Here is a 24,124-nt window from a genome sequence, read left to right on the forward strand (position 1 = left end):
TGCACCTGGCGGTGCGGGCGCTGCGCGGCGGCGAGTGCGACAGGGCGCTGGCGGGCGGGGCGTGCGTGATGGCGACCCCGGAGATGTTCACCGAGTTCAGCGCGCAGGGAGGGCTGGCCCCGGACGGCCGGTGCAAGCCGTTCTCCGCCGGCGCCGACGGCACCGCCTGGGCCGAGGGCGCGGGGATGGTGGTGCTGGAGCGGTTGTCGGATGCGGTGCGTGGGGGGCGTCGTGTGCTGGCGGTGGTGCGGGGGTCGGCGGTGAATTCGGATGGGGCGTCGAACGGGTTGACGGCGCCCAGTGGTCCGGCGCAGGAGCGGGTGATCGCGGATGCGTTGGGTGATGCGGGGTTGGGGCCGGGGGATGTGGACGTGGTGGAGGCGCACGGGACGGGGACCAGGCTGGGGGACCCCATCGAGGCGGGCGCCTTGGCGGCGGCGTACGGGCGCGGCCGGGAGCGGCCCCTGGTCGTGGGGTCGGTCAAGTCGAACATCGGGCACACCCAGGCGGCGGCCGGGCTCGCGGGGCTGATCAAGTCCGTGCTCGCGATGGGGCACGGGCGCGTCCCGGCGACGCTGCACCTGCGGGAGCCGGCGCCGCACATCGACTGGGGGAGCAGCGGCCTGGTCCCGGCGGCCGAGGCGGTGCCGTGGCCGGAGACGGGGCGGCCGCGCCGCGCGGGGGTGTCGTCGTTCGGTGTGAGCGGCGCCAACGCCCACGTGGTGCTGGAGGAGCCGCCGACCGGCTCCGGGGCGGCAGGGGAGGTGCCCACTGAGGAGGAGGGCACCGGCGAGGAGCGCGCCGGAGGGCAGGGGCGCACCTGGCCGTTCGTGCTCTCGGGGGCCGACCCGCAGGCCCTGCGCGAGCAGGCGCTCCGCCTGGCGGACCATGTGCGGGCGAACGAGGGGTACCGGCTGCGGGACGTGGCCTACTCCTTGGCCACCACCCGCACCGCGATGGCTCGGCGCGCCGTCGTCCTCGCGGACGGCCGGGACGCGCTCCTGGACGGCCTGGCCAGGGTGGCCGGGGGCGAGGACGTGGTCGTTCCGCCGTGCCCGGGGGCCGATCCGGGGCCGCGGACACCGCCGTCCCCGGGCCCCGCACCCCGCTGCGACCCCGACGGGCCCGTGTTCGTCTTCCCCGGGCAGGGGACGCACTGGGAGGGCATGGCCGCCGGGATGCTCCGCGACTCGGCCGCCTTCCGGCAGGCCCTCCACGCCTGTGCCGACGCCCTCCGCCCGCACGTCGGCTTCGATCCCGTGGCCGTCGTGCGCGGCGATCCCGGCGCGGCCCCGCTCTCGCGGGTCGACGTCGTCCAGCCCGCCCTGTGGGCGGTCATGGTCGCCCTCGCCGAGGCCTGGCGCGCCGAAGGCGTCGCCCCGTCGGCCGTCGTCGGCCACTCCCAGGGCGAGATCGCCGCCGCCTGCGTCGCCGGGGCCCTCTCCCTCGAGGACGGCGCCGCCGTGGCCGCCAGGCGCAGCGCGGCCCTGGTGGAGCTGGCGGGCACCGGCACGATGGCCGCGCTCGCCCTGCCCGAGGAGCGGGTGCGCGCCCTGCGCGCCCCGGTGCACGTCGCCGCGCTCAACGGCCCCGGGTCCACCGTCGTCTCGGGCACCGTCGAGGCCGTCGACGCGGCCGTGGCCGAGTGCGGGGCGGCCGGTGTCGACGCGCGCCGCATCGACGTCGACTACGCCTCGCACTCGCCGCTGGTCGAGCCGGTGCGCGAGCGGGTCGAGCAGGCCCTGGCGGGCATCGCGCCCCGGCCCCCCGAGGTGCCGTTCCACTCGACCCTGCTCGGCCGCCCCCTGGACGGGGAGCCGCTCGACGCCGCCTACTGGTACCGCAACCTGCGCGGAACGGTCCGCTTCGCCCCGGTGGTGCGGACCCTGGCCGACGCCGGGAGCGGCCTGTTCATCGAGGTCAGCCCGCATCCGGCGGTCACCCCGGCGGTCTGGGCGACGCTGGAGGAGGCGCACGCCCCCGGCGCCGCCGTGGGCACCCTGCGCCGCGGCGAGGGCGGCGGGTCCCGCTTCACCGAGGCCGTGGGGGAGGCGCTGGCCCGGGGCGCCGCCGCCGACCCGCGCCGGGCCGAGGGCGGCGGGCGGCTGCTCGCCGCGGCAGCGGCGGCCTTCACCCGGGGCGCCCCCATCGACTGGGGCCGCTTCTTCGCCGACGGGCGCACGGTGCCGCTGCCCACCTACCCCTTCCAGCGGCGGCGGTACTGGCTGGCGCCCGCCCGCCGCCCCGGTTCCGCCGCGGCGGCCGCCGACCCCTCCGAGGGCGCGTTCTGGGAGGCGGTCGACCGGGAGGACGCCCACCGCATCGCCGAAGCCATCGGCGTCGACGGCGGCGAGCCGCTGAAGGCGGTGCTGCCCGCGCTCGCCGACTGGCGCCGCCGCCGCTGCGCCGACCGGGAGCAGGACGCGCTGCGCTACCGCGAGGAGTGGGTGCGCACCCCCGCGGCCGGGCGGTCGGCCCTGGAGGGCACCTGGCTGCTGGTGGCCGAGCGCGGCGGAACCGGTGCGGCCATGGCCCGCGCCTGCGCCCGCCGGATGGAGGAGCACGGCGCGCGCACCGCCCCCGTCGAGGTCGACCCCGGAACCGGCCGCGAGGGGCTGCGCCGCGCGCTGGCGGGCGCCCCCGGGCCGGTCGCCGGGGCGGTCTCCGTCCAGGCGACCGGAGAGCAGGGCCCGGCCTCCGCCGCGGCGCTGCTCCAGGCGCTCGGCGACGCCGCCGTCCCCGCACCGCTGTGGTGCGTCACCTCCGGGGCGGTCGCGGCCGCGCCCGGAGACCGCGTCGGCGACCCGAGGGACGCGGCCGTATGGGGGCTGGGCCGCGTCGCCGCCCAGGAACACCCCGCCCGGTGGGGCGGGCTGGTCGACCTGCCGCCCGGCCCGAGCGGACGCGACCTCGATGTGCTGTGCGCGGCGCTCGCGCGGCCCGGCGGGGAGGACCAGTTCGCGGTCCGCCCGCAGGGCCTGCTGGTGCGGCGGCTGGTGCGGGCGCCCCTGGAAGGGGCGGCCCCGCCACGGCGGTGGCGCCCCTCGGGCACGGTCCTGGTCACCGGCGGAACCGGCGCGCTCGGCGCGCAGACCGCCCGCCGCCTCGCCGCGGCGGCGGACCCGCCGCACCTGCTGCTGGTGGGGCGGCGCGGGCCGGACGCGCCCGGCGCCGCCGGCCTGGCCGACGAGCTGCGCGCCGCGGGGGCGGGCGTCACCGTGGCCGCCTGCGACGTGGCCGACCGCGCGGCCCTGGCCCGCGTGCTGGAGGGGATCCCCGCCGAGCGGCCGCTGACGGCGGTCGTGCACACCGCCGCCGAGCTCGACGATGCCCCGGTCGACGCGCTCACCCCCGAGCGCATCGGACGGGCGCTGCGGGCCAAGGCGGTCGGCGCCCTCAACCTGCACGACCTCACCCGGGACGCGGAGCTGGACGCGTTCGTGCTGTTCTCCTCGGCGGCGGCGCTGGTCGGCGTCTCCGGCCAGGGCAACTACGCGCCCGGCAACGCGGTGCTGGACGCGCTCGCCCACCACCGGCGCGGTCTGGGGCTGGAGGCGGTGTCGGTGGCCTGGGGCGCCTGGGCCGACCAGGGCATGGCCGCCGACGGCACCGGGGACCGGCTGGTCCGCCACGGCCTGCCCGGCATCGACGCGGCCACGGCGGTCGAGGGGATGCGGCGGGCCGTCGAGCACGGCGACACGGCGGTGGCGGTGGCCCGCTTCGACTGGTCGCGCTTCCCGGCGGCCTTCACCGCCGTGCGGCCCTCCGCCCTGCTCGACCTGATCCCCGAGGCGGCCGCGGGCGGAGCGGACGGCCCCGGCGGCGGGGGCGGGTCCGGCACCCTGCGCGGGCGGGTGCAGGCCGCGGACCGTTCCGAGCGGCGGCGCCTGCTCCTGGCGGCGGTGCGTGCCGAGGCCGCCGCGGTGCTGGGGCACCGCGCCCCCGGCGACCTCGCCGACGACCGCAGCTTCAAGGACCAGGGCGCCGACTCGGTCACCGCCCTGGAACTGCGCAACCGGATCGCCGGGGCGGTGGAGGAGCGGCTGCCCGCCTCGGTCGTGTTCGACCACCCCACCCCCGCGGCGCTCGCCGCCCACCTGGACGGCCTGCTGTCCGGGGCCGCCGACGGGCCGGACGCCGCCGGCCCCGCACGGGAAGGAGACGAGGAGAGGCTGAACCGTGCCCTGGCGGTGCTGGAGGAGGTGCTGCCGGGGCTCAAGGAGGGGGCGCCCGCGCGGGCCGCGGCCGAGGAGCGGATGGAGGCGCTGCTCGCCGGCGTGTCCTCGGCCTCCCGCGACGAGCTGTTCGCCCTCATCGACGAGGAACTCGGCGACGCGTGAGCCGCGCCGCACTCCCCCCGAAATCCCCGAACGGAGACGCCGCATGGCCGACGATGCGAAACTCCTCGACTACCTCAAGCGCGCCACCGCCGACCTGCGCCGCACCCGCGGGCGCCTGCGCGAACTGGAGGAGGCGCGCCGGGAACCGATCGCCGTCGTGGCGATGGCCTGCCGCTACCCCGGCGGCGCGGACACGCCCGAGGGCCTGTGGTCCCTGGTGCGCGGCGGCGGCGACGCCGTCGCCCCCTTCCCGGACGACCGGGGGTGGCGGGACGTGCGCGGCTACGCCGACAGCGGCGGCTTCCTCAAGGGGGCCGACGCGTTCGACGCGGCGTTCTTCGGGATCAGCCCGCGCGAGGCGGCGGCGATGGACCCGCAGCAGCGGCTGCTGCTGGAGGCCGCCTGGGAGGCGGTCGAACGGGCCGGGGTGGACCCGACCGCGCTGCGCGGCACCCGCACCGGCGTGTTCGCGGGCGTGAGCCACCTCGACTACCGGGAGTGCGCGGCCGGCGCGGAGGACGAGGCCGAGGGGTACCTGCTGACCGGGACCGTGGGCAGTGTCGTCGCCGGGCGGGCGGCCTACGCCCTCGGGCTGGAGGGGCCCACGATGACGGTCGATACGGCGTGCTCGTCGTCGCTGGTGGCGCTGCACCTGGCGGTGCGGGCGCTGCGCGGCGGCGAGTGCGACAGGGCGCTGGCGGGCGGCGTGACCGTCATGAACGGGCCGTCGCTCTTCGAGGAGTTCTCCCGGCAGGGGGCGCTGTCGCCGGACGGCCGGTGCCGCGCGTTCGCGGCGTCGGCGGACGGGACGGGGTTCGCCGAGGGGGTCGGGCTGCTCATGCTGGAGCGGTTGTCGGATGCGGTGCGTGGGGGGCGTCGTGTGCTGGCGGTGGTGCGGGGGTCGGCGGTGAATTCGGATGGGGCGTCGAACGGGTTGACGGCGCCCAGTGGTCCGGCGCAGGAGCGGGTGATCGCGGATGCGTTGGGTGATGCGGGGTTGGGGCCGGGGGATGTGGACGTGGTGGAGGCGCACGGGACGGGGACCAGGCTGGGGGACCCCATCGAGGCGCACGCGCTCATGGCCGCCTATGGGAAGGGCAGGGAGCCGGGGCGGGCGCTGCGGATCGGGTCGGTCAAGTCGAACATCGGGCACACCCAGGCGGCCGCCGGGGCGGCGGGGGTCATCAAGACGGTGATGGCGCTGAGGCACGAGGTGCTGCCGGGGTCGTTGCACATCGACGCGCCGACGCCGCACGCGGAGTGGGACGGCACGGTGCGCCCGGTCGCGGAGAACGAGCCGTGGGCGCGCGCCCCGGGGCGGCCGCGCCGCGCGGGGGTGTCCTCGTTCGGCGTGAGCGGGACCAACGCCCACGTGGTGCTGGAGGAGGCGCCCGACCCGGACGAGAGCGGCGCAGGGGCGGGCGCGGAGGCGGGCTCCTCCGGCGGGTCCGCCGACCCGCTCCCGTTCGCGCCCCGGCCCGGCAGGCCGCTGCCGTGGGTGCTCTCGGCCCGCACCCCCGACGCGCTGGCCGCGCAGGCCCACAGGCTCGACTCCCACCTCGCCGGTCCCGCGGCGGCGGAGGGCCCCGCGGCCCTCGGGCGGGCGCTCGCGCGGTCCCGCACCGCGTTCGAGTACCGGGCCGCCGTCGTGGCCGGGGACGCCGACGCCGCACGCACCGGCCTGCAGGCCCTCGCCGAGGGCCGCACCGCCCCCGGCGCGGCCCCGGACGGGGTGCGGATCGTGCCCGGCGGGCGGGCCGGGGCACCCGGCCGCACGGTGTTCGTCTTCCCCGGCCAGGGCCAGCAGTGGGAGGGCATGGCCCACGACCTCCTGCGCGAATCCCCCGCCTTCGCCCACCGGATGGGCGAGTGCGTGGAGGCGCTGCGCCCGCACGTGGACTTCGAACCGCTGGCCGTCCTGCGCGGCGACCCGGGCGCGCCCGCCCTCGACCGCGACGACGTCGTGCAGCCGGTGCTCTGGTGCATGATGGTCTCCCTGGCCGCCCTGTGGGAGTCGTGCGGCGTGCGCCCCGACGTCATCATCGGCCACTCCCAAGGGGAGATCGCGGCCGCCTGCGCGGCCGGGGCCCTGTCCCTGGAGGACGCCGCGCGCATCATCGCCGTGCGGGGCCGCGCACTGCTGGCCCTGGCCGGGCGCGGCGCGGCCGCCTCGGTCGGGCTGCCCGTCGGCAGGATCGAGGAGTGGATCGCCGACGACGGCGCCGAGCTCGCCCCGGCGGCCATCAACGGGCCCGAGTCCGTGGTGGTGAGCGGCGATGAAGGCGACCTGGAGCGGCTGGAGGCCTGGTGCGCCGCACAGGGCGTGCACAGCAGGCGGCTGGCGGTCTTCTTCGCGGCGCACGGCCCGGCCGTGGAGGACGTGCGCGAGGACGTCCTCGCGGGCCTCGCCGGGGTGCGGCCGCGCACCGCCCGGGTGCCGCTCGTGTCGTCGGTGACGGCCGGGCCGGTGGACGGGGCCGAGCTGGACGCCGAGTACTGGTTCCGGAACCTGCGCCGCCCGGTGCTGTTCGCCCCGGCGGTCGGCCGCGCCGCCGAGGACGGGGCGGGGCTGTTCATCGAGGTGTCGGCGCACCCGGTGGCGCGGGTCGGGCTCGCGCAGACGCTGGGGGAGGCCGGTGCGGCCGTGGGCACCCTGGCGCGCGGGGAGGGCGGCCCCGACCGCTTCCTGGCGTCGTTGGCCGAGGCCCACCGGCACGGGGCGCGCCCCGACTGGGACCGCCTCTTCCCCGAGGCGCGCGGCCCCCACCCCGACCTGCCCACCTACCCCTTCCAGCGGCGGTCCTACCGGCTGCGGCCCGCGCGGCCCCGGGGGGACCTGGCGGCGGCGGGGCTGGAGGACGGCGGCCACGCCATGCTCGGCGCGGCGGTCGACAGCCCGGGGGGTGAGCGCGCGGTGCTGACCGGGCGGCTGGGCCTGGCCGACCAGCCGTGGCTGGCCGAGCACGGCACCGGCGGCCGGCCGCTGCTGGCGGGGACGGGCCTGCTCGACCTGGCCCTGCACGCGGCCGCGGCGGCGGGGGCGCCGACGGTGGAGAGCCTGGAGCTGCTCGCGCCGCTGTGGATCCCCGCGACCGGGGACGTGCGCCTGCACGCCGAGGCCGGGCCGGGGCCGGAGCCGGGGGCGTGGCGGCTGAGGATCCACTCCCGGGAGGGCGAGGGCGACTGGCGCCTGCACGCCGAAGGCGTCGCGGTCGGGGAGGAGGCGGCCGACGGCCCCGCCGGAGGCGGTGGGCCCCGGGACGACGAGGCGCAGGACCACGCGTCCGCAGCCGAGGCCGGACGGGTCCCTCCCGGCGGGCGTGCACCGGACCGGGGCGGGGCCGACCGTGTGCCCGGTTCGGCGCATGAGGCGCCCCCCGGGAGCGCGGGGCCGGGATCTCCGGCGCATTCCTGGGCCGGCCACCCTCCGTTCCCTGCGCAGTGGCCGCCTCCCGGGGCCGAGGAGGTCCCCCTCGACTCCTCCTATGCGCGCATGGCCGAGATCGGCTACCACTACGGACCGGCCTTCCGCGGGCTCCGGCGCGCATGGGTGCGCGGGGAAGGCGTGGGGGCCGACGTCTACGGCGAGGTCCGTCTTCCGGACAGTCTGGAAGCCGACGGATACGGCCTCCACCCGGCCTTGCTCGACACCTGTCTGCACGCCATGATCGCCGTCCTCCCCGAAGTGCGGGGCGCGGGCGCCGCCTCCGCCGCGCGGGTGCGGATGGCCTTCTCCTGGGAGGGCGTCCGCCTGCACGCGGCCGGTGCCCGGGCCCTGCGGGTGCGCATCACCGAGACCGCCCCCGGCGTCCACCGGGTGACCGCCGTCGACCCCGCCGGTGCGCCGGTGCTCACCGCCGACGCCCTCACCATGCGGGATGCGGCCGGCACCTCGGCGGCCGAGGCCGCGGGGGCCGCCGCCTACCGGCTGGAGTGGCGCCCCCTGCCCGAGACGGAGGGCGCCGCCCCGGCCGCCCCCGCCGGCCTGGCGGTCCTGGGCGGCCTGCCCGCCCCGGTGGGCGGGACCGCCCACCCCGACCTGGCGGCCCTCGCCGCGCACGTCGACTCCGGCGCCCCCGCCCCCTCCGTGGTGGCCGCGCCGGTGCCGGCGCCCGACCCCGGGATCCCCCGCCCCCGCGGCGGCGCCCGCCCCGGCCCCGGCTCCGAAGCGCGCGGCGCCGTCCGGCGCACCCTGCGCCTCCTGCAGGCCTGGCTCGCCGACGAGCGGTTCTCCTCCTCCCGGCTGGCCCTGGTCACCCGCGGCGCGGTGGCCACCCGCCCCGGCGAGCCCGTCCCCGACCTGGCCGGGGCCGCCGTGTGGGGCCTGCTGCGGGCGGCCCAGACCGAGCACCCCGGCCGCTTCCTGGCCGTCGACGCCGACCCGGCGGCCCCCGGCGCCGCCGACCCGGCCCACGCGCTCGCCGCCGGGGAGCCGCAGGCCGCCGTGCGCGACGGCCGGGTCCTCGTGCCGCGGCTGGCCCCCCCGCGGCAGCGGCCCCCCGCCGACCCGGCCGACCGCACCTGGCGCCTGGTGCCGGACGGCAGCGGCCGCATCGACGGGCTGGAGCGCCGCCCGCACCCGGGCGCCGACGGCCCGCTCGCCCCCGACCAGGTGCGCATCGACGTGCGCGCCGCCGGGCTGAACTTCCGCGACCTGCTGCTGGCGCTGGGCTACTTCCCCGGCGGGGAGCCGATCGGGTTCGAGGCCGCCGGGACGGTCACCGCGGTCGGCGCCGACGTGCGCGACCTGGCGCCCGGCGACCGGGTGATGGGCCTGGTGGTGGGCGCGGTCGGCCCGGTCGGCACCGCGCACCGGGACACCCTGGCCCGCGTCCCCGACGGCTGGTCCCTGGCGCAGGCCGCGACCAGCCCCGGGGTGTTCCTGACCGCCTACCACGCCCTGGTCGGCACGGCCGCCGTCCGCCCCGGTGAGCGGGTGCTGGTGCACGCGGCCACCGGCGGCGTCGGCATGGCGGCCGTGCAGATCGCCCACCACCTGGGCGCCGAGGTGTACGCCACCGCCGCCGCGCACAAGCGGCACCTGCTGCGCGCCGTCGGCCTGCCCGAGGAGCGCATCGCCGACACCCGCACCCCCGGCTTCGCCGAGCGGTTCCTCGCCGCCACGGGCGGGCAGGGCGTGGACACGGTGCTCAACTGCCTGACCGGCGAGATGCTGGAGGCGTCGCTGCGCCTGCTGCCGCGCGGCGGCCGCTTCGTGGAGCTGGGCCGGACCGACCTGCGTGACCCCGCCGAGGTGGCCGAACGGCATCCCGGCGTGCGCTACCACTGCCTCGAACTGCCCAAGGTGGCCCCCGAGCGCGTCGGCGGCATGCTCACCGACCTGCTGTCCCTGTTCGAGCGCGGCCGCCTGCGCCCGCTCCCGGCCGCCTGTCTGCCGGTGGGGGAGATCGGCGCGGGCCTGCGGCGGCTGCAGATGGGACTGAACACCGGGAAGCTCGGGCTGACCGTGCCCCGGCCGCTCGACCCGGCCGGGACCGTCCTCATCACCGGCGGGACCGGCGCCCTGGGCGGCCTCGTCGCCGAGCACCTGGTGAGGGAGCACGGGGTGCGGAACCTGCTGCTGCTGAGCAGGGGCGGCCCCGGCGCCGCAGGGGCGGAGCGGCTCGTGGAGCACCTGCGGTCCCTGGGGGCCGAGGCGGTCGTGCGGGCGTGCGACGTCGCCGACCGTGCCGGCCTTGAGCGCGCCGTGGCCGCGGTGCCGCCGGACCGCCCGCTCACCGGGGTGTTCCACGCGGCCGCCGTCGTGGACGACGCGACCGTGGAGGCCGAGACCCCCGAGCGGTCGGGCCGGGTCTTGGCCGCCAAGGCCGAGGCCGCCTGGGCGCTGCACGAGCTGACCCTTGAGGACGACCTGGCGGCGTTCGTGCTGTTCTCGTCGGCGGCGGGCGTGCTCGGCAGCGCGGGGCAGGGCTCCTACGCCGCGGCCAACGCCTTCCTCGACGGGCTGGCCGCGCACCGGGCCGCGCTCGGACTGCCCGCACTGTCGCTGGCCTGGGGCCTGTGGGACGTGGAGAGCGGGCCCGCCGGGCGCCTCGGGCGCGCCGACCAGGCGCGCATGGCGCGCGCGGGCCTGGTGCCCATGCCCGCCGACGCCGGGACCGGCCTGCTCGACACCGGACTGGCGGGGGAGCGCACCCACCTGGTGCCCATGCTGTTCGACCCCTCGGGGCCGCGCGAGCACGCCCGCCGCGCCGGGGCGGTCTCCCCGGTGCTGGGCGACCTGGTGGCCCCGGCGCGCCCGCGGCGCCGGGCGCTGCGGGCCGCCGCCCCCGAGCGGACGCGGTCCCGGCCGGACGCCGCCTCGCTGGCCGCGCTCCCCGAAGCCGAGCGGTGCGCCGCCCTCCTGGAGACGGTGCGCGGGCACGCCGCCGAAGTGCTCGGCCACGCCGACGCCGCGGCCGTGCCCGCCGACGCCGAGTTCCTGGAGTCGGGGTTCGACTCGCTGACCGCGGTCGAGCTGCGCAACCGGCTCGCCACCGACCTGGGGCGGCGGCTCCCCGCGGGGCTGGCCTTCGCCCACCCGACGCCGGAGCGGCTGGCCGCGCACCTGGCGGAACTGCTCGCCGCCGACGCCCCTCCCGCCCCCGTCCCGCCGGCCGCGGGCGGGGAGAACCCGTCCCGGGAGGGGCACGGCCTGGTCGACCTCATGCTCCGTGCGTGCAGGACGGGCAGGGCGGCGGAGGGGATACGGATGCTGGAGGCCGCGGCGGCGCTGCGCCCGGTGTTCGAGTCGGCCCTCGACGCCGGGGACGTGCCGCCTCCCAAGCGCCTGGCATCGGGGCCCGGCTCGGCGCCGGTGCTGGTGTGCGTGCCGTCGCTGCTGATGAACTCCGGGCCGCACGAGTACGCGCGCTTCGCGGCGGCCGTCGAGGGGCGGGCCGAGGCGCTGTGCCTGACCCACCCGGGGTTCGCGGCGGGGGAGCGGCTCCCGGCGGCGGTGGACGCGCTGGTCGAAATGCACGCCCGCGACCTGCGCGAACGCGTCGACGGGCGCCGGTTCGCGCTGGTCGGGCGGTCGTCGGGGGCGTGGGCGGCGCACGCGCTGGCCGCCCAGCTGGAGAGCGCGGGCGTGCGCCCGGCCGGGCTGGTGCTGCTGGACCCGCCGATGCCCGACGACGGGCGCCTGCACGAGGTGGCGGCCCAGGTCCTGCTGGAGCGCGAGGAGGAGGTGCGCCTGGCCGACGACGCCCGGGCGACCGCGAGCGGCGGCCACCTGGCGCTGTTCCGGGGGTGGGCGCCGGAGCCCGTGGCGGCGCCCGCGCTGGTGCTGCGCCCGGAGGACGGCGCCCCGGGGGACGGCGGGCGGGTCCACCGCTTCACCTGGGAGCCGCCGCACGAGGCGGTGGTGACCGGCGGCGACCACCTGACGATGCTGGAGGGCCGCGCCGCGGACACGGCGGAGGCGGTCCTGCGGTGGCTCACAACGGCGGAGGACGGCGGCACGGCCCCCCGCCACCGGTGCGAACCGGTCCGCTGAGGAGGGGAAGGGCCGGTGGCGGGGTGTGGGCCCCCGCCACCGGTGCCCACAGCCGTCAGGGGCCGTCCTCCCCGCGTCCGCGCCGGATGCCGAACGCGTGGAGCAGATCGGCCAGGGCCTCCCTGCAGTCCCGGCGCCGGCGCGGATCCTTCGACAGGGCGATGGCCAGTGCCAGGATCGCCCCCACCGCCGTTACGGCCACGCACAGGACCGCGGCCGTGCCCACGGCGAGCGCCAGGGCCTCCCGGCCGCCTGGAAGGGCCAGTCCACCGGCCAGACCGCCGCCGAGCAGCAGTCCGGCCGGGGCCAGGGACGCGCGGGCGGTGGCACGGTCGGATGCGCCGGTGGGCGTTCGGGAGGACGCGGGAGAGGGAGGCGGCTCTTCGGACAAGGGCACCGGGTCTCCTTTCCGGAGAAACACGAAAGACCGGCCCGCGGAAATCGCGGACCGGCCTTCGGGTGTGGTCGGGACGGTGGTGGCCCGGCTGTGGAGGACCGGGGCGGGGACGGCGGAAATGAAAAAGGACCCCGGATCTTCCGGAGTCCTCTTATGATGATGGTCCGGTGAAGGTTGCCCTTTTCCTGGACGCGTCCGTTGATTATAGCATGCCGCTGTATCGTCGCCGGAGGTGAATAGCGCTACTGACGTGCGGGTTCCCGGGAATTCGAAATACTGCTGTGGGGTGGATCACGGACGATTCTCCCTCGGGAACGCGAGGCGGATCCGCCGATTCAGCCGCGTTCGTCGAGCCCGTCGAGCCATGCGCCGAATACCGCCTCCGCCGCCTCGGCGAGGGCCGGGCCGTAGGCCGCGGCGTCGGCGCGGACCGTGCGCGGGTCCACTTCTGCCGCCGCCAGCTCGTTCGCGTGGCCGATCAGCCACTGCTCGATCCGCGTGTGGTCGGCCTCCAAATGGAATTGCAGGCCCAGCGCGTTCGCTCCGAGGCTGAAGGCCTGGTTGGGGAAGTCCGGCGTCTCCGCCAGGCGCTCGGCTCCTTCGGGGATCGCGAACTCGTCACCGTGCCAGTGCAGCACCGGCGACCCGGCCAGGTGCTTCAGCGGCGACGCCTCCCCGGCGGCCGTCAGGCCGAGCGGAGCGTACCCGATCTCCTTGCGGCCCGCGGCGGTGACGTCCGCCCCCGCCGCGAGGGCCATGAGCTGGGCGCCCAGGCACACGCCGAGCGTCGGGGCCCCTGCCTCCAGGCGGCGGGCGACGGCCTCGGTCTCCCCGGCCAGGTAGGGGTAGGTGCCGGTCTCGTAGGCGCCGACGGGGCCGCCGAGCACCACCAGCAGGTCGGCTCCCTGGACGGTGTCCCCGTCGAGGGCGTCCACCCCGGCGTCGAGGTAGGACACCCGGTAGCCCCGGCGCTCCAGGATCGGGCCGAGGATGCCGAGGTCCTCGAAGGCGAGGTGGCGCAGGGCCACAGCGGTGCGGGTCGGTGCGGTGCTCATCGGGGCCGGGGTCCTTCCAGGCGTGCTGCGATCGGGGTCTTCGGGGGCGGGGCGGGGGTGCCCGTCGACGATAGTGGACGGACGCCCCATAGGAGAGAATCACCCGTGTGACCGGATGGTGGGTGGGGGACCTTCTGATCGGCGCCGCCGCGGCCGTGCTGGCCGTGTGGGCGGCGCTGGTCATCGGGCTGCTGGCGCTCCGCCCGCGCGGCGGGCTGCTCAAAGAGGCGGTGCGGCTGCTGCCCGACGTGCTGCGCCTGGTCCGCCGCCTGGCCGCCGACCGCGGCCTCCCGCGCGGGGTGCGTGTCCGCCTCTGGCTGCTGATCGCCTACCTGGCGCTCCCGATCGACCTGGTCCCCGACGTGGTGCCGGTGCTGGGCCACGCCGACGACGCCATCATCACGGCGGCCGTCCTGCGGTCGGTGGTCCGCCGCGCGGGCGCCGGCGCCGTGCGCGCCCACTGGCCGGGGACCGACGACGGCTTCGCCGCCCTGTCCCGGCTGACCGGCCTCGACGCGCACTGACGGTCCGGGGCGGATACGGGCCGCTCGTCAGTTGTGGCGGGCGGTCTCCAGCGGGCTCGTCGCGAGGTAGACCGTGTTGGAGGACTCTCCCCCTTGCAGGGGGTTGGGGAAGCGCACCTCCTCTGCGCGGGCGGTGGTGAAGACCTCCCTCAGCCGGGCGGTGAACCCCTCGTCGGGCGGGTCGTTCGACCACAGGGCGAACACCCCGCCCCCGGCCAGCATGCGCCGGGCGAAGGCGGTCAGGCCCTCGGTGGTGTAGAAGCCGGAGTGCTCAGGGTTCAGGACGTGCTCGGGGGAGTGGTCGACGTCGAGCAGCACCACGTCGAAGGCGCCTGCGTCGCCCTTCAGCGCGTCCGGCTCCTCGTCCCCGCGTGCGATGGCGAAGAAGTCACCGTGCACGAACGTGCAGCGCTCATCGGCGGACAGGACCGCACCCGCCGGGATGAGCCCCTCCTTGTGCCAGTCGATGACCTCGCCCAGCGCCTCGATCACGACCAGGGCGCCGACGCGGTCGTCCTCCAGCGCGGTCTGCGCCGTGAATCCGAGCCCCAGCCCGCCGACCGCCACCCGCAGCCCCCGTCCGGCGGCGCCCGGGGCGAGGCCCGGTTCCGCCAGGGCCAGGCGGGACATCTCCTCCTCGGCGGCGGTGAACGCGCTGGACATCAGGAAATCGTCGCCCAGTTTGATCTCGTGGACCTCGCGGCCGAGCACCGGGTCGAGCCTGCGGCGCAGGCTGATGTCGCCGATGGGCGTGGGGCGCAGGTCCAGCACCTGGAATCGTCGGCTCATGGGCGTCCTGTCCTGTCCGATGCGGGTCGCCGGGCCGCCCTGGGGTGGCGGCGGCCCGCGCCACGCTATCGGAGTCGGCCGCCGCCCGAGTGCACCGGCGCCGATTCCGTCACCAGTGCCGACTACGATCCGCGCGTCCGTGCATTCGAAGAGTCAGAGGTGGACCGGTGTTGTACAAGCCTGTCGTCGTCGCTCTGCGCAGGGACCCTGATCAGGGGTTGGAGCGGCGATTGGACCTGATCATGCGTCCCTTCGTCTGGGACCCCGATGGAGGCGGCACGGGGGAGACGGAGGAAGAGGAAGGGGCCGGCGCCGCCCGGTGCGACGGATGGCGTATCGGAGGCCGGTGGGCCGGGTGGTTCCTGAGCGCGGCGGGCCACCGCGGACTCGTCGACCCGGCGCCCTTCCCCGAGGACAGCCCGCTGGCGGGGCGCATCGCCCGTGACGGCGGCCCCAAGCGTCACCTCGACCTGGATCACGTCCGAGCGGCGGCCGAAGCGGAGGCGTGGCGCGGCTGGCCCGCGTTCGACGAGCGGCGGCGGTCGCCTTTCACGGGCCGGTTTCGCGAGCCGGAGACCGCCGCGTTCGTGCGGAGTTCGATCGGTACGCCGCCGCTGAGCGGGGCCGGGCCGTCGTGGATTCGGTACTGGTGACCCTGGAAGGGGAATGGGCCGAGGGGGACGGTCCGAGGTTCGGCGGCCACCCGTGCCGAATGGACGACTACATCGACGCCCTGGACGGCGATGTCTGGCTCGTCTGCCTCTGTGTCCACCACTGGGCGAGCTCCGCGGGCGGGCCGCCGGGTGTCCGGCGGCCCCCCCGACCGGTCTCAGAAGGCGTCGGGGTACAGCTCCTGGGAGATCTGTTCGACCGCGTCGATGTTGCCGAGCGTGCCCGGGAACAGGTGGCTCTTCTGGACCGCGATCAGGCGGCCCTCCTCCACGGCGGGCACGTCGGGGAAGGTCTCCTCCAGGTAGTCCCGGGTCTTCTTCTCCGAGTCGGCGTCCGACACGCTGAAGACGATGGCCTCCGGGTCGCGGCTGATGATCTCCTCCGGGCTGATCTCGGCGGCGAAGAAGTCGGCGAACTCGGGCGCGTCCGGGTCGAACACGTTGTCCCCGCCCGCCTGCGCGATGATGTCCGCCTCGATCCCGGCGCCGATCGCCTGCAGGGAGTTGCCGTCGACGAAGACCTGCGCCACCGACAGCCGGTCCACGCCGTCGAGCGCCGACTCCACGTCGGACAGCCGCGCCTCCGCGTCGGCGGACAGCTCGGCGGCGGTGTCCTCCTGGCGCAGGATCGCCCCCAGGTTCTCGATGTCGGTCAGCACGTCGGTCACCTCCGCGCTGCTCCGGCGGTCCAGGCACCCGCCGGTCGCCACGTAGGCCTGGGCGCCGTTGTCCTTCAGCTGCTCGATGCTGGCGAAGCCCTGCTCGGCGGTGAACTCGTACTCCGTCGGCGAGACGACGAGGTCCGGGGCCGCCGCCAGCAGGTCCTCGCGGGCGGGCGGCGCGTCGGTGCTGAGCACCGGGACGTCGGCGGTCCGCTCGGCCACGTCGTCCGGGAGCGCGGAGACGTCCGTCTGCGCCTGGCCGGACAGGGAGTCCGCGGCGCCGAGGCGGACGAGCAGCTCGGTCTGCGAGGGCATCATGCCGACGATGCTGCCGGGCGCCGCGTCGAACGACAGCTCGCGCCCGCAGTTCGTGACCGACACCGTCTCGCCCGAGCCGCCGCCCGCCTCCTGGTCGGCCGTGACCCCCGTCCCGCACGCCGACAGCACCAGGGGTGCCGCGGCCGCGGCGGTGAGCACGCCCAGTGGGCCCCGGCGGCGGGACCGGTTCGGCGGGGAGGAGGGGGAGGTGCTGCGGATCATGGGCGGATGCTTCCTTCCGGGGCTGTGAGGGACACCGGGGTTCCCTCGGGTTCGGGTGCGGTCTGCGGGCTGCGCGCGTCGAAGAGGAAGTGGCGCCGCCCCGACCGCGGGTGGTCGACCGCGGTGGAGTCGACGTCGAACGCCGACCGGATCAGTGCGGTGTCCAGGACCTCGGTCGGCGCGCCGAGCGCGGCCAGGCGCCCGTCGACCAGGACGCCGACCGCGTCGCACGAGCGCGCGGCCAGGTTCAGGTCGTGCAGGGCGACCAGGACGGTCTTGTCGGTGGCCCGGATCAGGTCGAGCAGTTCGAGCTGGTGGGCGATGTCGAGGTGGTTGGTCGGCTCGTCGAGGACGAGGACCGGCGTGTCCTGGGCCAGCGCGCGGGCGAACAGCACCCGCTGCCGCTCGCCGCCCGACAGCGCGGAGAAGGCGCGCCGGGCCAGGTGCGGGGCGCCGACCCGCTCCAGGGCGCCGAGGGCGACCGCCACGTCGCGGTCGGAGTCGTTGCCGAACCCGCGCCCGTGCGGGATGCGGCCGAGCAGCACCATGTCGAGGACGGGGATCTCGAACTCCTCGCTGTGCTCCTGCGCCATGACCGCCACGCGCAGGGCCATCTCCCTGCGGCTCAGCGAGGCGGTGTCCGCCCCGTCCAGGAGCACCCGCCCCGACGACGGGGCCGCGACGCCGGAGACGGCGCGGAGCAGCGTGGACTTGCCGCTGCCGTTGGGCCCCAGCATCCCGAGGACGGTCCCCGACGGGACGGAGACGCTCACCTCGGACACGACCCGCCGTCCGCCCCGGTGCGCGTCCAGGTCCTCGATGTCGACCCTCATCGGCCCACCCCCGCGCTCTCCGCGCGGTCGCGCCGCAGCAGCCACAGGAAGAACGGCGCGCCGACCATGGCGGTCAGCACCCCGAGCGGGATCTCCGACGGCTCGGCGAGGGTGCGCGCCAGCAGGTCGGAGGCGGCGAGGAACACCGCCCCGGCGAGCACCGCGACCGGCAGCATCCGCCGGTGGTCGGAGCCGACGATGATGCGGGCGATGTGCGGGATGATCAGCCCGACGAACCCGATCCCGCCCGAGACGGCCACGACCGCGCCGGTCAGCAGTGCCGCCGCGACGAGGACGGCCGTGCGCAGCCGGTCGGCGTGCACGCCCAGCGAGGCCGCCGCCTCGTCGCCGACGAGCAGGGCGTTGAGGGCCCGCGCGCGCAGCGCCGCGAACACCCCGACGGCGGCCAGCGCGGCGGCGGGCAGCGCCAGGGAGCCCATGGTGGCCGCCGACACCGACCCGAGCAGGAAGAACATGATGCTGAAGACGTTCTGCGCGTCGGTGGTGATGGTGAGGTAGCTGGTCACCGCGCTGAACAGGGACCCGAGCGCGACCCCGGCCAGGATCAGCCGCTGCGGCGCGATCCTCCCGTTCTTGCGGGCCAGGAAGTACACCGCGCCGGTCGCCATGAGCGCCCCCGCGAAGGCGGAGGCGCCGATCCCGAGGGAGCCGATCCCGATCCCCAGCACGATGTAGGTCACCGCCCCCACTCCCGCACCGGCGGAGACGCCGAGGATGTAGGGCTCGGCGAGGGAGTTGTGCACCACCGCCTGGATCAGCGCGCCCGCCAGCGCGAGGGAGGCCCCCGCCAGGGCGGCGAGCAGGGCCCGGGGCAGCCGGAACTGCCAGACGGCGTTGTCCTGCACCGTGGTCAGGGACCCGTCGGACATCCACGGCATGCCGGGCACCAGGTGCCCGGTGACGATGCGGAGGGCGTCCATCGGGGACACCGCGATGGTGCCGGTGCTCGTCGAGACCAGGACCACCGCCGCCAGCGCGAGCGCGAGAGCCGGGACCAGGATGCGGGCGGCGCGCACGCCCCGCAGGCGGGGAGCGCGGGCCGCGCCCGGACCGGGGGGAGCGGCGCGCCGTTCCGGCGGGCCCGGCGGGGAGTCGGGGGAGCGGTCCGGGGCCCTCACCCCAGGGCTCCGGTCGGTCGTCTCCGGCATGGAGTCACAAGCCCTTTCCGGCCTCAGGGGTCATGGTTCGGGGTACGGACGCCGACCGTGCCGGGCGGGCCGCCGTCGCGGCGAAGCCCAGGACGGCGGCGCCCAAGAGGTGCAGGCTGTCGAGGTGGTTGCCGCCGTGGCCGGTGCGCGGCGCGCGCCACAGGGCGGCTTCGCCGCCGGCGCGGCGCAGCGCCTCGACGACGGCCAGGGTGTCGTCGGCGGCCACCCGGGAGTCCTCGTCCAGCACGATGCCGAGGAAGCGGGGCGGTCCGGCGGCGCCGGCCGGCAGGTTCCTCGCGCGGTGCAGCGGGGAGATCCGCCGGAGGTGTTCGTTGCGCCCGTCCCGCTCGGGGCCGGGCTCTTCGGTGCCGTCCGGCCCGCCGAACTCGCCGATCCAGTGCCGTCCGAGCGGGTGCGCATCGAGGTTGAGCAGGTCGAGCGGGGCGGCGGTGCTGACCACCCCGGCGCACAGCCCCGGGGAGCCGAAGGCGCAGCTGGCCGCCACCACCCCGCCGTGCGAGGCGCCGACCAGGACGAGCAGGTCCGGCCGGGTGAGCCCGGCGGCGGTGAGCCCGCGCGCGACGGCGGCCAGGTCGTCGATGCCGCGTTCCTTGGCGGCGCCCCGCCCGGCCTCGCGCCAGGCGGCGCCGTGCTCGCCGCCGCCCCGGATCTGGGCGATGGCGTACCGGCCGCCGTGGCCGACCCAGGCCGGGACGGTCGGCTCGAAGGTGGCCAGGCTCGGGACGCCGAAGCCGCCGTAGCAGGTGAGGATCAGCGGGGTGGGCCCGGCCGCGTCCACCGGCGACGTGACCACGACGGGGACGTCCGTCCCGTCGTCGGCGGGGAAGGCGAGCCGCTCGGTCCGCGCGGGGACGGGTGCGGCCCCCTGTGCGGCGGTGGCCGGTTCCGTGGCCCGGTCGGAAGCCCGGTGCGTGCGGTGCTCCACGCGGCGGTCCTCGCACGGCTGCCCGGCGGCCGCGTGGGCGCGCGGGGAGGGTGCGGACTCGGCGGCCCCCTGCGCGGCGGTCCGGTCCGTGGGCAGGGAGGCGCTCTGCTCCCTTCGGGAGGCATGGCGCAGCAGCTCATCGGCCGCGACCACGCGCGGAGGAAGGACCGGGCCTTCGATCAGGACGTCGAACCGGTCCGCGTCGGCGCCCACGTCCGTCGCGACGGCCGGTTCGCCCCGGTACACCACCGGGGACTCGTCGACGGCCTCCCCCTCGCGGAGGCGCACCAGCACGCTGCGGCCCGCGCGCACTCCGGCCGCGAGCACCTCGCGCAGGGCGCCGCCTGCACGGGCGGCGACGGAGGTGACCCGCAGGGAGGCGTCCTCCCAGGACCACGTCTCGGAGCCGTCGCGCGCATCGAGGACGGTGATGCGCCTCCCGGTGTCCACCAGCACGCCGTCCCCCGCGCCGAGGACCCGGACGACCGCCGGGAACGTGCCGAGCACGGACCCCGTGGCGCGGTCGGTGAGCACGGTGGCGGCGCCGGGACGGCTCTCGGCCAGCAGCCCGCGCTCCCCGCCGGGGAACAGGCGGAGGCGCGCGCCCGTCGGCGCGTCCGAGGTGCGGACGGCCCCGGTCCGGGCGTCGAGTTCGACGAACCGGTGCGACCCGCCCGCCACGAGTTCGGCGCGGGAGGAGTCCTCGCTCCAGAGCACGGGGTCGTACCGGCAGCGCACCTCCGCGTACGTGCGCGCCCCGCCCGTCGCGGTGTCGACCAGCACCAGGGCGGCGTCCTCGTCCGCGCGCTCGGCCAGCTGGACGGCGATGCGCCGCCCGTCCGGGGAGGGCGCCATGCGCAGGATGTGCCCCTCGGGTTCGAAGACCGGCACGGCGCCGCCGCCCGCCGCGGCGCCGCCGACCCGGTAGATGCCGCGGCGCTCGCGCCCGGGGAGCCTGCTCAGGGCGAATCCGCGGTCGGGCAGGCCGGGGCGCCCGTGGTGCTCCCATTCGGCCAGTGCGGCGTCGAGGGCGGGGACGGTCTCCGGGCCGTCCGGGGACGGTGCGCCCGCCATCACCGGCCGACCGGGTCGAAGGCGCCGCCGTGCCAGTACAGGTGCCCGCCCTCGTCGAGTGGGCCGGGCACCGCGACGGTGTCGAACCGGTCCTCGCCGATCAGGTGGAGTTCGCCGTCGCCTCCCCTGGTCACCGCGGCGGTCGTCCCGGACGGGTCGAGGGCGACGGCCCTGCGCTGCGCGGGCGCGTCGCCGACCGGGTCCCAGGGCAGGTGCCCGGGCTCGGGCGGGTGCGACATCGCGGGGAGGGCCCTGCGGAACAGGGGCTCCGGCTCCGGGCCGACCCGGTCGATGACCGTCAGCGCGTCCCCGTCCGGGTGGATCGTGGCCACCGCGGCCCGGCCCCCGCCGAGCGCGAACCGGAACGCCAGGCCCGGCGGCAGCTCCAGCGCCCGCGCGTCACCCGTGGCGAGGTCGACGTCGACCAGGTGGTTGGTCCACTCGGTCCACCGCGCCGGGGAGGCCGGTCCGCCGCGGACCACCCCCACGGCGCGGCCGGTGGCCGGGTCGAAGCGCAGGTAGAAGGCGCGTCCGGGCACCGGCCAGGGCACGGTGCCGACCATGCGCGGCACCCCGCCCTCGACGGTGAACCGCTCCAGGCCCCGGCCCGTCGCGGTCGCGGCGGTCCCCGTGCGCTGGTCGACGACGTCGCCGTGGCCGTCGTCGGCGATGTCCTCGGCGACGGCGCCGGTGACGCGGGGCACGTGGGCGCCGGTGCCCAGGCACCGGGCGAGCGGGAGCGCCTCGACGGCTCCGGGCTCGCGGTGGCGCAGCACGACCGTCGGCGCGCCGTCCTCCCGGTCGGGCACCACCAGCGCGCCGGGCTCGCCCGTGCGCGAGCGGAACCGCACCGCGTCCCCGCTCTGCAGGTCGGCGACGGTGACGACGTCGCTCCACGGGGCCTCGTGGGCGCCGAGGCCGGTCGTCACCACCACGTAGCGCCCGGAGGGGTCGCAGGCCAGGTGCTCGGCGGGGATCGCGACCGGGATGCGCCGCCCACCTCCGGGGCCGTGCACCACGAGCGCCCCGGAGCGGTCGTCGGCGAAGGCCCATTGCGCGTCGGTCGCGCCGTCGCTCGGCAGCGCCAGAACCCCGGCGTGCTCGGCGAGGTGTCCGCTGCTCAGGGGCCGCACACCGGTGCCGTCGGCGGTGTAGGTGCGACCCGCGCGGTGGTCGGCCACGAAGAGCTGTTCGGGATTCATGGGGGAAACGGTATTGGAAATGATTATCGTTCTCAAGTAAAGTGCGCACCGCTCCCACGGGAGTACGTGTCGGAACACGTCCGACACGTCCTGTCGCAATGAGAGGACACCGCCATGGACCAGCAGATCGCCACCGAGGTCGCCGAGTCCGAGCAGCTGGCGCACCTGTCGGCCTCGCACTCCAACGCCCTGGTCGCCAACCCCTTCGACGAGGCCGTGGCCGTCGAGGCCGAGGAGTCCGAGCAGCTGGCCCACCTGTCGGCCTCGCACTCCAACGCGCTCGTCGCCAACCCCTTCGAGTGACCGGATCCGGCCGAACCGTCTGACCGCGCCGCCGCCCCCTGAGGCGCGGCCGGTCCGACCTGGAACCCCGGTGGGGGGGTCGGCGGACCGCCCGACCGGGCCCCTGTCACGAGAGAGGGCGCAGATGACCACCGACCCCCGCATCGCCCGCGTGCCGGGAAGCGGCGCCGACGCCCTCCTCGGGCGCGACGGCTCCGGCGCCGTGCGCACGTCCTCGGGCCGGTTCCTCCGGCTGCAGAACCCGGCGCCCGGCCTCATCGGCGCCCTCACCGGAGAACCGGGGGAGGACACCGGCGGCGGCGACGGCGCCGCGGGCGCCGCGTACGCGGAGAGGCTCGCCGCCGAGATGGCCGCCCGCGAGACCGACGACGCCGAGCGCCGCTGGCCCGGCGGACGGCGGGACGTCGCACTGGTCGGACAGGGCGCCCCCGTCGACGCGCTGGCCGGCGCCCTGGCCGAATGGGGCCTGTCCGCGGCGCGCTTCCCCGCCGCTGCGGACCTGCCCGCCGACCGCGCCTGGGACCTCGTCATCGCCTACGCCGACGCGCCCCGCGAACGCGCGGGATGGGACGCCCTCGACGGGCTCCCCGAGCGCGGCGCCGCCTGGCTGCGCGCCTACCGCGAAGGCGGGGTGTGCTTCGTCGACCCCATCGCCGTCTCGGCCGAGGACCCCACCGCCGAGCAGGTCCGGCGGCGCCGCCTGGCGGCGAGCCCCGTGCCCGGCGACCTCGACGCCTGGCAGCGCGGAGCCGCCGCCTCCTCCGACGCCCCTGAGCCGCTCTCCTCGGCCGCGTCCACCCTGCTGGCCGGCCGGATGCTCACGGTCGCCCTCGCCTGGGCGCAGCGGACGGACGCGCTGGAGGGGTACCGCGGCACGCTCTTCAAGTTCGTCTCCGCGAACGGGGCGCTCACCGAACACCCGGTACTGGCCTACGACGCACCGCCCGCCATCGACGGCGCGGCGCCCCGCCCCTCATGACGGACGGGCGCGGGCACCGCGGACACCGCGGACACCAGCAGGGGAGCGACCACCGGTGCCGCATGCCGGACGGCACCCTCCTGCGCGGACGGTGGTGGCAGGCCGCAGGGGAGGCGCGGGGCCTCGTGCTGATCCGCACCCCCTACGGTGCGGACCGGCACGCCCCGACCGCGCGGTCGTGGAGCGCGCGCGGGTACCACTGCCTCGTCCAGGACGTGCGCGGACGGTACCGGTCGGAAGGGGAGTGGTCGCCCTACGCCCACGAGCACCGCGACGGGGGACGGGTCCTGGACCTGATCACCGCCGAACACCCCGGCCTGCCCGTCGTCCTCTACGGGGCCTCGTACGCCGCGCACGCCGCGCTGGAGGCCGCGCGCGCCGCCGCGGGACCGGGCCCGGTCGCGGCGGTCATCGCGCTCGTACCCGCGCTCGGCCTGGCCGAGACCGCCTGGGACGCCGACGGCCGGCCGCAGGTCCGGCACCGCATCGGATGGTGGCACGAGCACGGCCGCACCCGCCGCCCCGAACTCCCGCTGTCTCCGGACGAGCTCGACCAGCGCACCGCGCAGGCGCGCGAGCACGGCGTCATCGAGGCCGCCGACCACTGGGGCTGGACACCGGAGGCGCGTGCGGCCTGGCGGCGGCTGTGGACCGCCCCGCCGCTCGACCTGTCGGCGCGCTACAGCCGCGTCACCGTGCCCCTGCTGGTGATCAGCGGGGACGAGGACTTCTTCCACCACGACGCCCAGCGCCTGGCGGGCGCCTGGAACGCCCCGAGCCACTTCGCCAGCGGCCCCTGGGGGCACCTCCTCGTCGGCGGCATCGCCGATGGGGAACTGCGGGCCCGCATCGCCGGGGCCGGGGGGCTGAAGCACATCATCGACCCCTGGCTGTCCGCGCACGGGCTGCCCGGCGCCCCGGCGGAGTGGACCGGCATCCTCGCGTCCGCGCTCGCGTCGGCGCCCCCGGGCGCGCTGCGCACGCGGTCGCTTCTCGACCCCGTGTCCGGAGCCTGGCGCCACGAGAGGGCCGCCCATGCCTGAGCCTCCCGCTCTCGTCGATCTCGGGACAAACGCCCCTGCAAGCGCGGTTTCAGCGTCGATTCCCCCGAGATCAACGCGGGTCTCGCCCTGTCCTCCGCA

The 24,124-nt window shown here is 77.3% G+C and carries 15 protein-coding genes; 7 read left to right on the forward strand and 8 right to left on the reverse strand.

Going from position 1 to position 24,124, the window contains the following annotated elements; all coding sequences use genetic code 11:
• On the forward strand, positions 1 to 4,340 hold a 4,340-nt coding region (locus tag O4U47_RS16140; protein ID WP_270678691.1), incomplete at its 5' end, for a type I polyketide synthase.
• Between the two features lie 43 nt (positions 4,341 to 4,383).
• Positions 4,384 to 11,838, forward strand: coding sequence for a type I polyketide synthase (locus O4U47_RS16145; RefSeq protein ID WP_270678692.1), 7,455 nt, complete (start codon positions 4,384 to 4,386; stop codon positions 11,836 to 11,838).
• Between the two features lie 55 nt (positions 11,839 to 11,893).
• On the opposite strand, the gene O4U47_RS16150 is transcribed toward O4U47_RS16145, so the two are convergent.
• Both O4U47_RS16150 and O4U47_RS16155 read right to left on the reverse strand, forming a co-directional pair.
• Positions 11,894 to 12,235: a hypothetical protein gene (locus tag O4U47_RS16150; protein WP_270678693.1), complete on the reverse strand. Its 342-nt coding sequence runs from the start codon at positions 12,233 to 12,235 to the stop codon at positions 11,894 to 11,896.
• 335 nt (positions 12,236 to 12,570) lie between these two features.
• Positions 12,571 to 13,290: a glutamine amidotransferase gene (locus tag O4U47_RS16155; protein ID WP_270678694.1), complete on the reverse strand. Its 720-nt coding sequence runs from the start codon at positions 13,288 to 13,290 to the stop codon at positions 12,571 to 12,573.
• A gap of 107 nt (positions 13,291 to 13,397) precedes the next feature.
• Here O4U47_RS16155 and O4U47_RS16160 point away from each other — a divergent pair, with 107 nt between their 5' ends.
• Positions 13,398 to 13,814, forward strand: coding sequence for a YkvA family protein (locus tag O4U47_RS16160; RefSeq protein ID WP_270678695.1), 417 nt, complete (start codon positions 13,398 to 13,400; stop codon positions 13,812 to 13,814).
• Between the two features lie 27 nt (positions 13,815 to 13,841).
• Here the strand turns inward: O4U47_RS16160 and O4U47_RS16165 are convergent, their stop codons facing one another.
• Positions 13,842 to 14,603, reverse strand: coding sequence for a polyamine aminopropyltransferase (locus O4U47_RS16165; protein WP_270678696.1), 762 nt, complete (start codon positions 14,601 to 14,603; stop codon positions 13,842 to 13,844).
• 167 nt (positions 14,604 to 14,770) lie between these two features.
• Between O4U47_RS16165 and O4U47_RS16170 the strand changes: the two genes are divergently transcribed.
• Complete coding sequence (locus tag O4U47_RS16170) at positions 14,771 to 15,256, forward strand: hypothetical protein (RefSeq protein ID WP_270678697.1); 486 nt, start codon at positions 14,771 to 14,773, stop codon at positions 15,254 to 15,256.
• A 176-nt stretch (positions 15,257 to 15,432) separates the two neighbouring features.
• Here the strand turns inward: O4U47_RS16170 and O4U47_RS16175 are convergent, their stop codons facing one another.
• The 5 genes from O4U47_RS16175 to O4U47_RS16195 all read right to left on the reverse strand — a co-directional run bounded on the left by O4U47_RS16175 (position 15,433) and on the right by O4U47_RS16195 (position 21,700).
• Positions 15,433 to 16,476, reverse strand: coding sequence for an ABC transporter substrate-binding protein (locus O4U47_RS16175; RefSeq protein ID WP_270678698.1), 1,044 nt, complete (start codon positions 16,474 to 16,476; stop codon positions 15,433 to 15,435).
• Positions 16,473 to 17,309 carry an ABC transporter ATP-binding protein gene (locus O4U47_RS16180; protein ID WP_270678699.1) on the reverse strand — a complete coding sequence of 279 codons (837 nt, stop codon included), beginning with the start codon at positions 17,307 to 17,309 and terminating at the stop codon, positions 16,473 to 16,475. Before O4U47_RS16180 ends, O4U47_RS16175 begins: the two co-directional genes overlap by 4 nt.
• Positions 17,306 to 18,331: a FecCD family ABC transporter permease gene (locus tag O4U47_RS16185; protein ID WP_333563653.1), complete on the reverse strand. Its 1,026-nt coding sequence runs from the start codon at positions 18,329 to 18,331 to the stop codon at positions 17,306 to 17,308. The genes O4U47_RS16180 and O4U47_RS16185 overlap by 4 nt, the downstream gene beginning before the upstream one ends.
• Before the next feature lie 151 nt (positions 18,332 to 18,482).
• A complete protein-coding gene (locus tag O4U47_RS16190) occupies positions 18,483 to 20,498 on the reverse strand; it encodes a prolyl oligopeptidase family serine peptidase (protein WP_270678701.1) in 2,016 nt (671 codons plus the stop codon).
• Entirely contained in the window at positions 20,498 to 21,700 is a 1,203-nt protein-coding gene (locus O4U47_RS16195) for a hypothetical protein (protein WP_270678702.1), read from the reverse strand. The genes O4U47_RS16190 and O4U47_RS16195 overlap by 1 nt, the downstream gene beginning before the upstream one ends.
• 114 nt (positions 21,701 to 21,814) lie before the next feature.
• Between O4U47_RS16195 and amiA the strand changes: the two genes are divergently transcribed.
• The 3 genes from amiA to O4U47_RS16210 all read left to right on the forward strand — a co-directional run bounded on the left by amiA (position 21,815) and on the right by O4U47_RS16210 (position 24,025).
• The gene (gene amiA, locus O4U47_RS16200; protein ID WP_270678703.1) at positions 21,815 to 22,003 is read left to right on the forward strand and encodes a streptamidine family RiPP; all 189 of its coding nucleotides are present in this window, start codon (positions 21,815 to 21,817) and stop codon (positions 22,001 to 22,003) included.
• Between the two features lie 124 nt (positions 22,004 to 22,127).
• Complete coding sequence (locus O4U47_RS16205; RefSeq protein ID WP_270678704.1) at positions 22,128 to 22,982, forward strand: hypothetical protein; 855 nt, start codon at positions 22,128 to 22,130, stop codon at positions 22,980 to 22,982.
• Positions 22,983 to 23,044: 62 nt separating this feature from the next.
• Complete coding sequence (locus O4U47_RS16210) at positions 23,045 to 24,025, forward strand: CocE/NonD family hydrolase (RefSeq protein ID WP_270678705.1); 981 nt, start codon at positions 23,045 to 23,047, stop codon at positions 24,023 to 24,025.
• The last annotated feature ends 99 nt before the right edge of the window (positions 24,026 to 24,124 follow it).

It is taken from the genome of Nocardiopsis suaedae (assembly GCF_027706745.1).
GTDB classification, from domain to species: Bacteria; Actinomycetota; Actinomycetes; order Streptosporangiales; family Streptosporangiaceae; genus Nocardiopsis_A; species Nocardiopsis_A suaedae.

Excerpts from the sequence above, each read along its gene's own strand:
- O4U47_RS16145 (WP_270678692.1), top strand. The coding sequence starts at position 4,384 with ATGGCCGACGATGCGAAACTCCTCGACTACCTCAAGCGCGCCACCGCC.
- O4U47_RS16155 (WP_270678694.1), bottom strand. The coding sequence starts at position 13,290 with ATGAGCACCGCACCGACCCGCACCGCTGTGGCCCTGCGCCACCTCGCC.
- O4U47_RS16165 (WP_270678696.1), bottom strand. The coding sequence starts at position 14,603 with ATGAGCCGACGATTCCAGGTGCTGGACCTGCGCCCCACGCCCATCGGC.
- O4U47_RS16175 (WP_270678698.1), bottom strand. The coding sequence starts at position 16,476 with ATGATCCGCAGCACCTCCCCCTCCTCCCCGCCGAACCGGTCCCGCCGC.
- O4U47_RS16180 (WP_270678699.1), bottom strand. The coding sequence starts at position 17,309 with ATGAGGGTCGACATCGAGGACCTGGACGCGCACCGGGGCGGACGGCGG.
- O4U47_RS16190 (WP_270678701.1), bottom strand. The coding sequence starts at position 20,498 with ATGGCGGGCGCACCGTCCCCGGACGGCCCGGAGACCGTCCCCGCCCTC.
- O4U47_RS16195 (WP_270678702.1), bottom strand. The coding sequence starts at position 21,700 with ATGAATCCCGAACAGCTCTTCGTGGCCGACCACCGCGCGGGTCGCACC.
- amiA (WP_270678703.1), top strand. The coding sequence starts at position 21,815 with ATGGACCAGCAGATCGCCACCGAGGTCGCCGAGTCCGAGCAGCTGGCG.
- O4U47_RS16205 (WP_270678704.1), top strand. The coding sequence starts at position 22,128 with ATGACCACCGACCCCCGCATCGCCCGCGTGCCGGGAAGCGGCGCCGAC.
- O4U47_RS16210 (WP_270678705.1), top strand. The coding sequence starts at position 23,045 with ATGCCGGACGGCACCCTCCTGCGCGGACGGTGGTGGCAGGCCGCAGGG.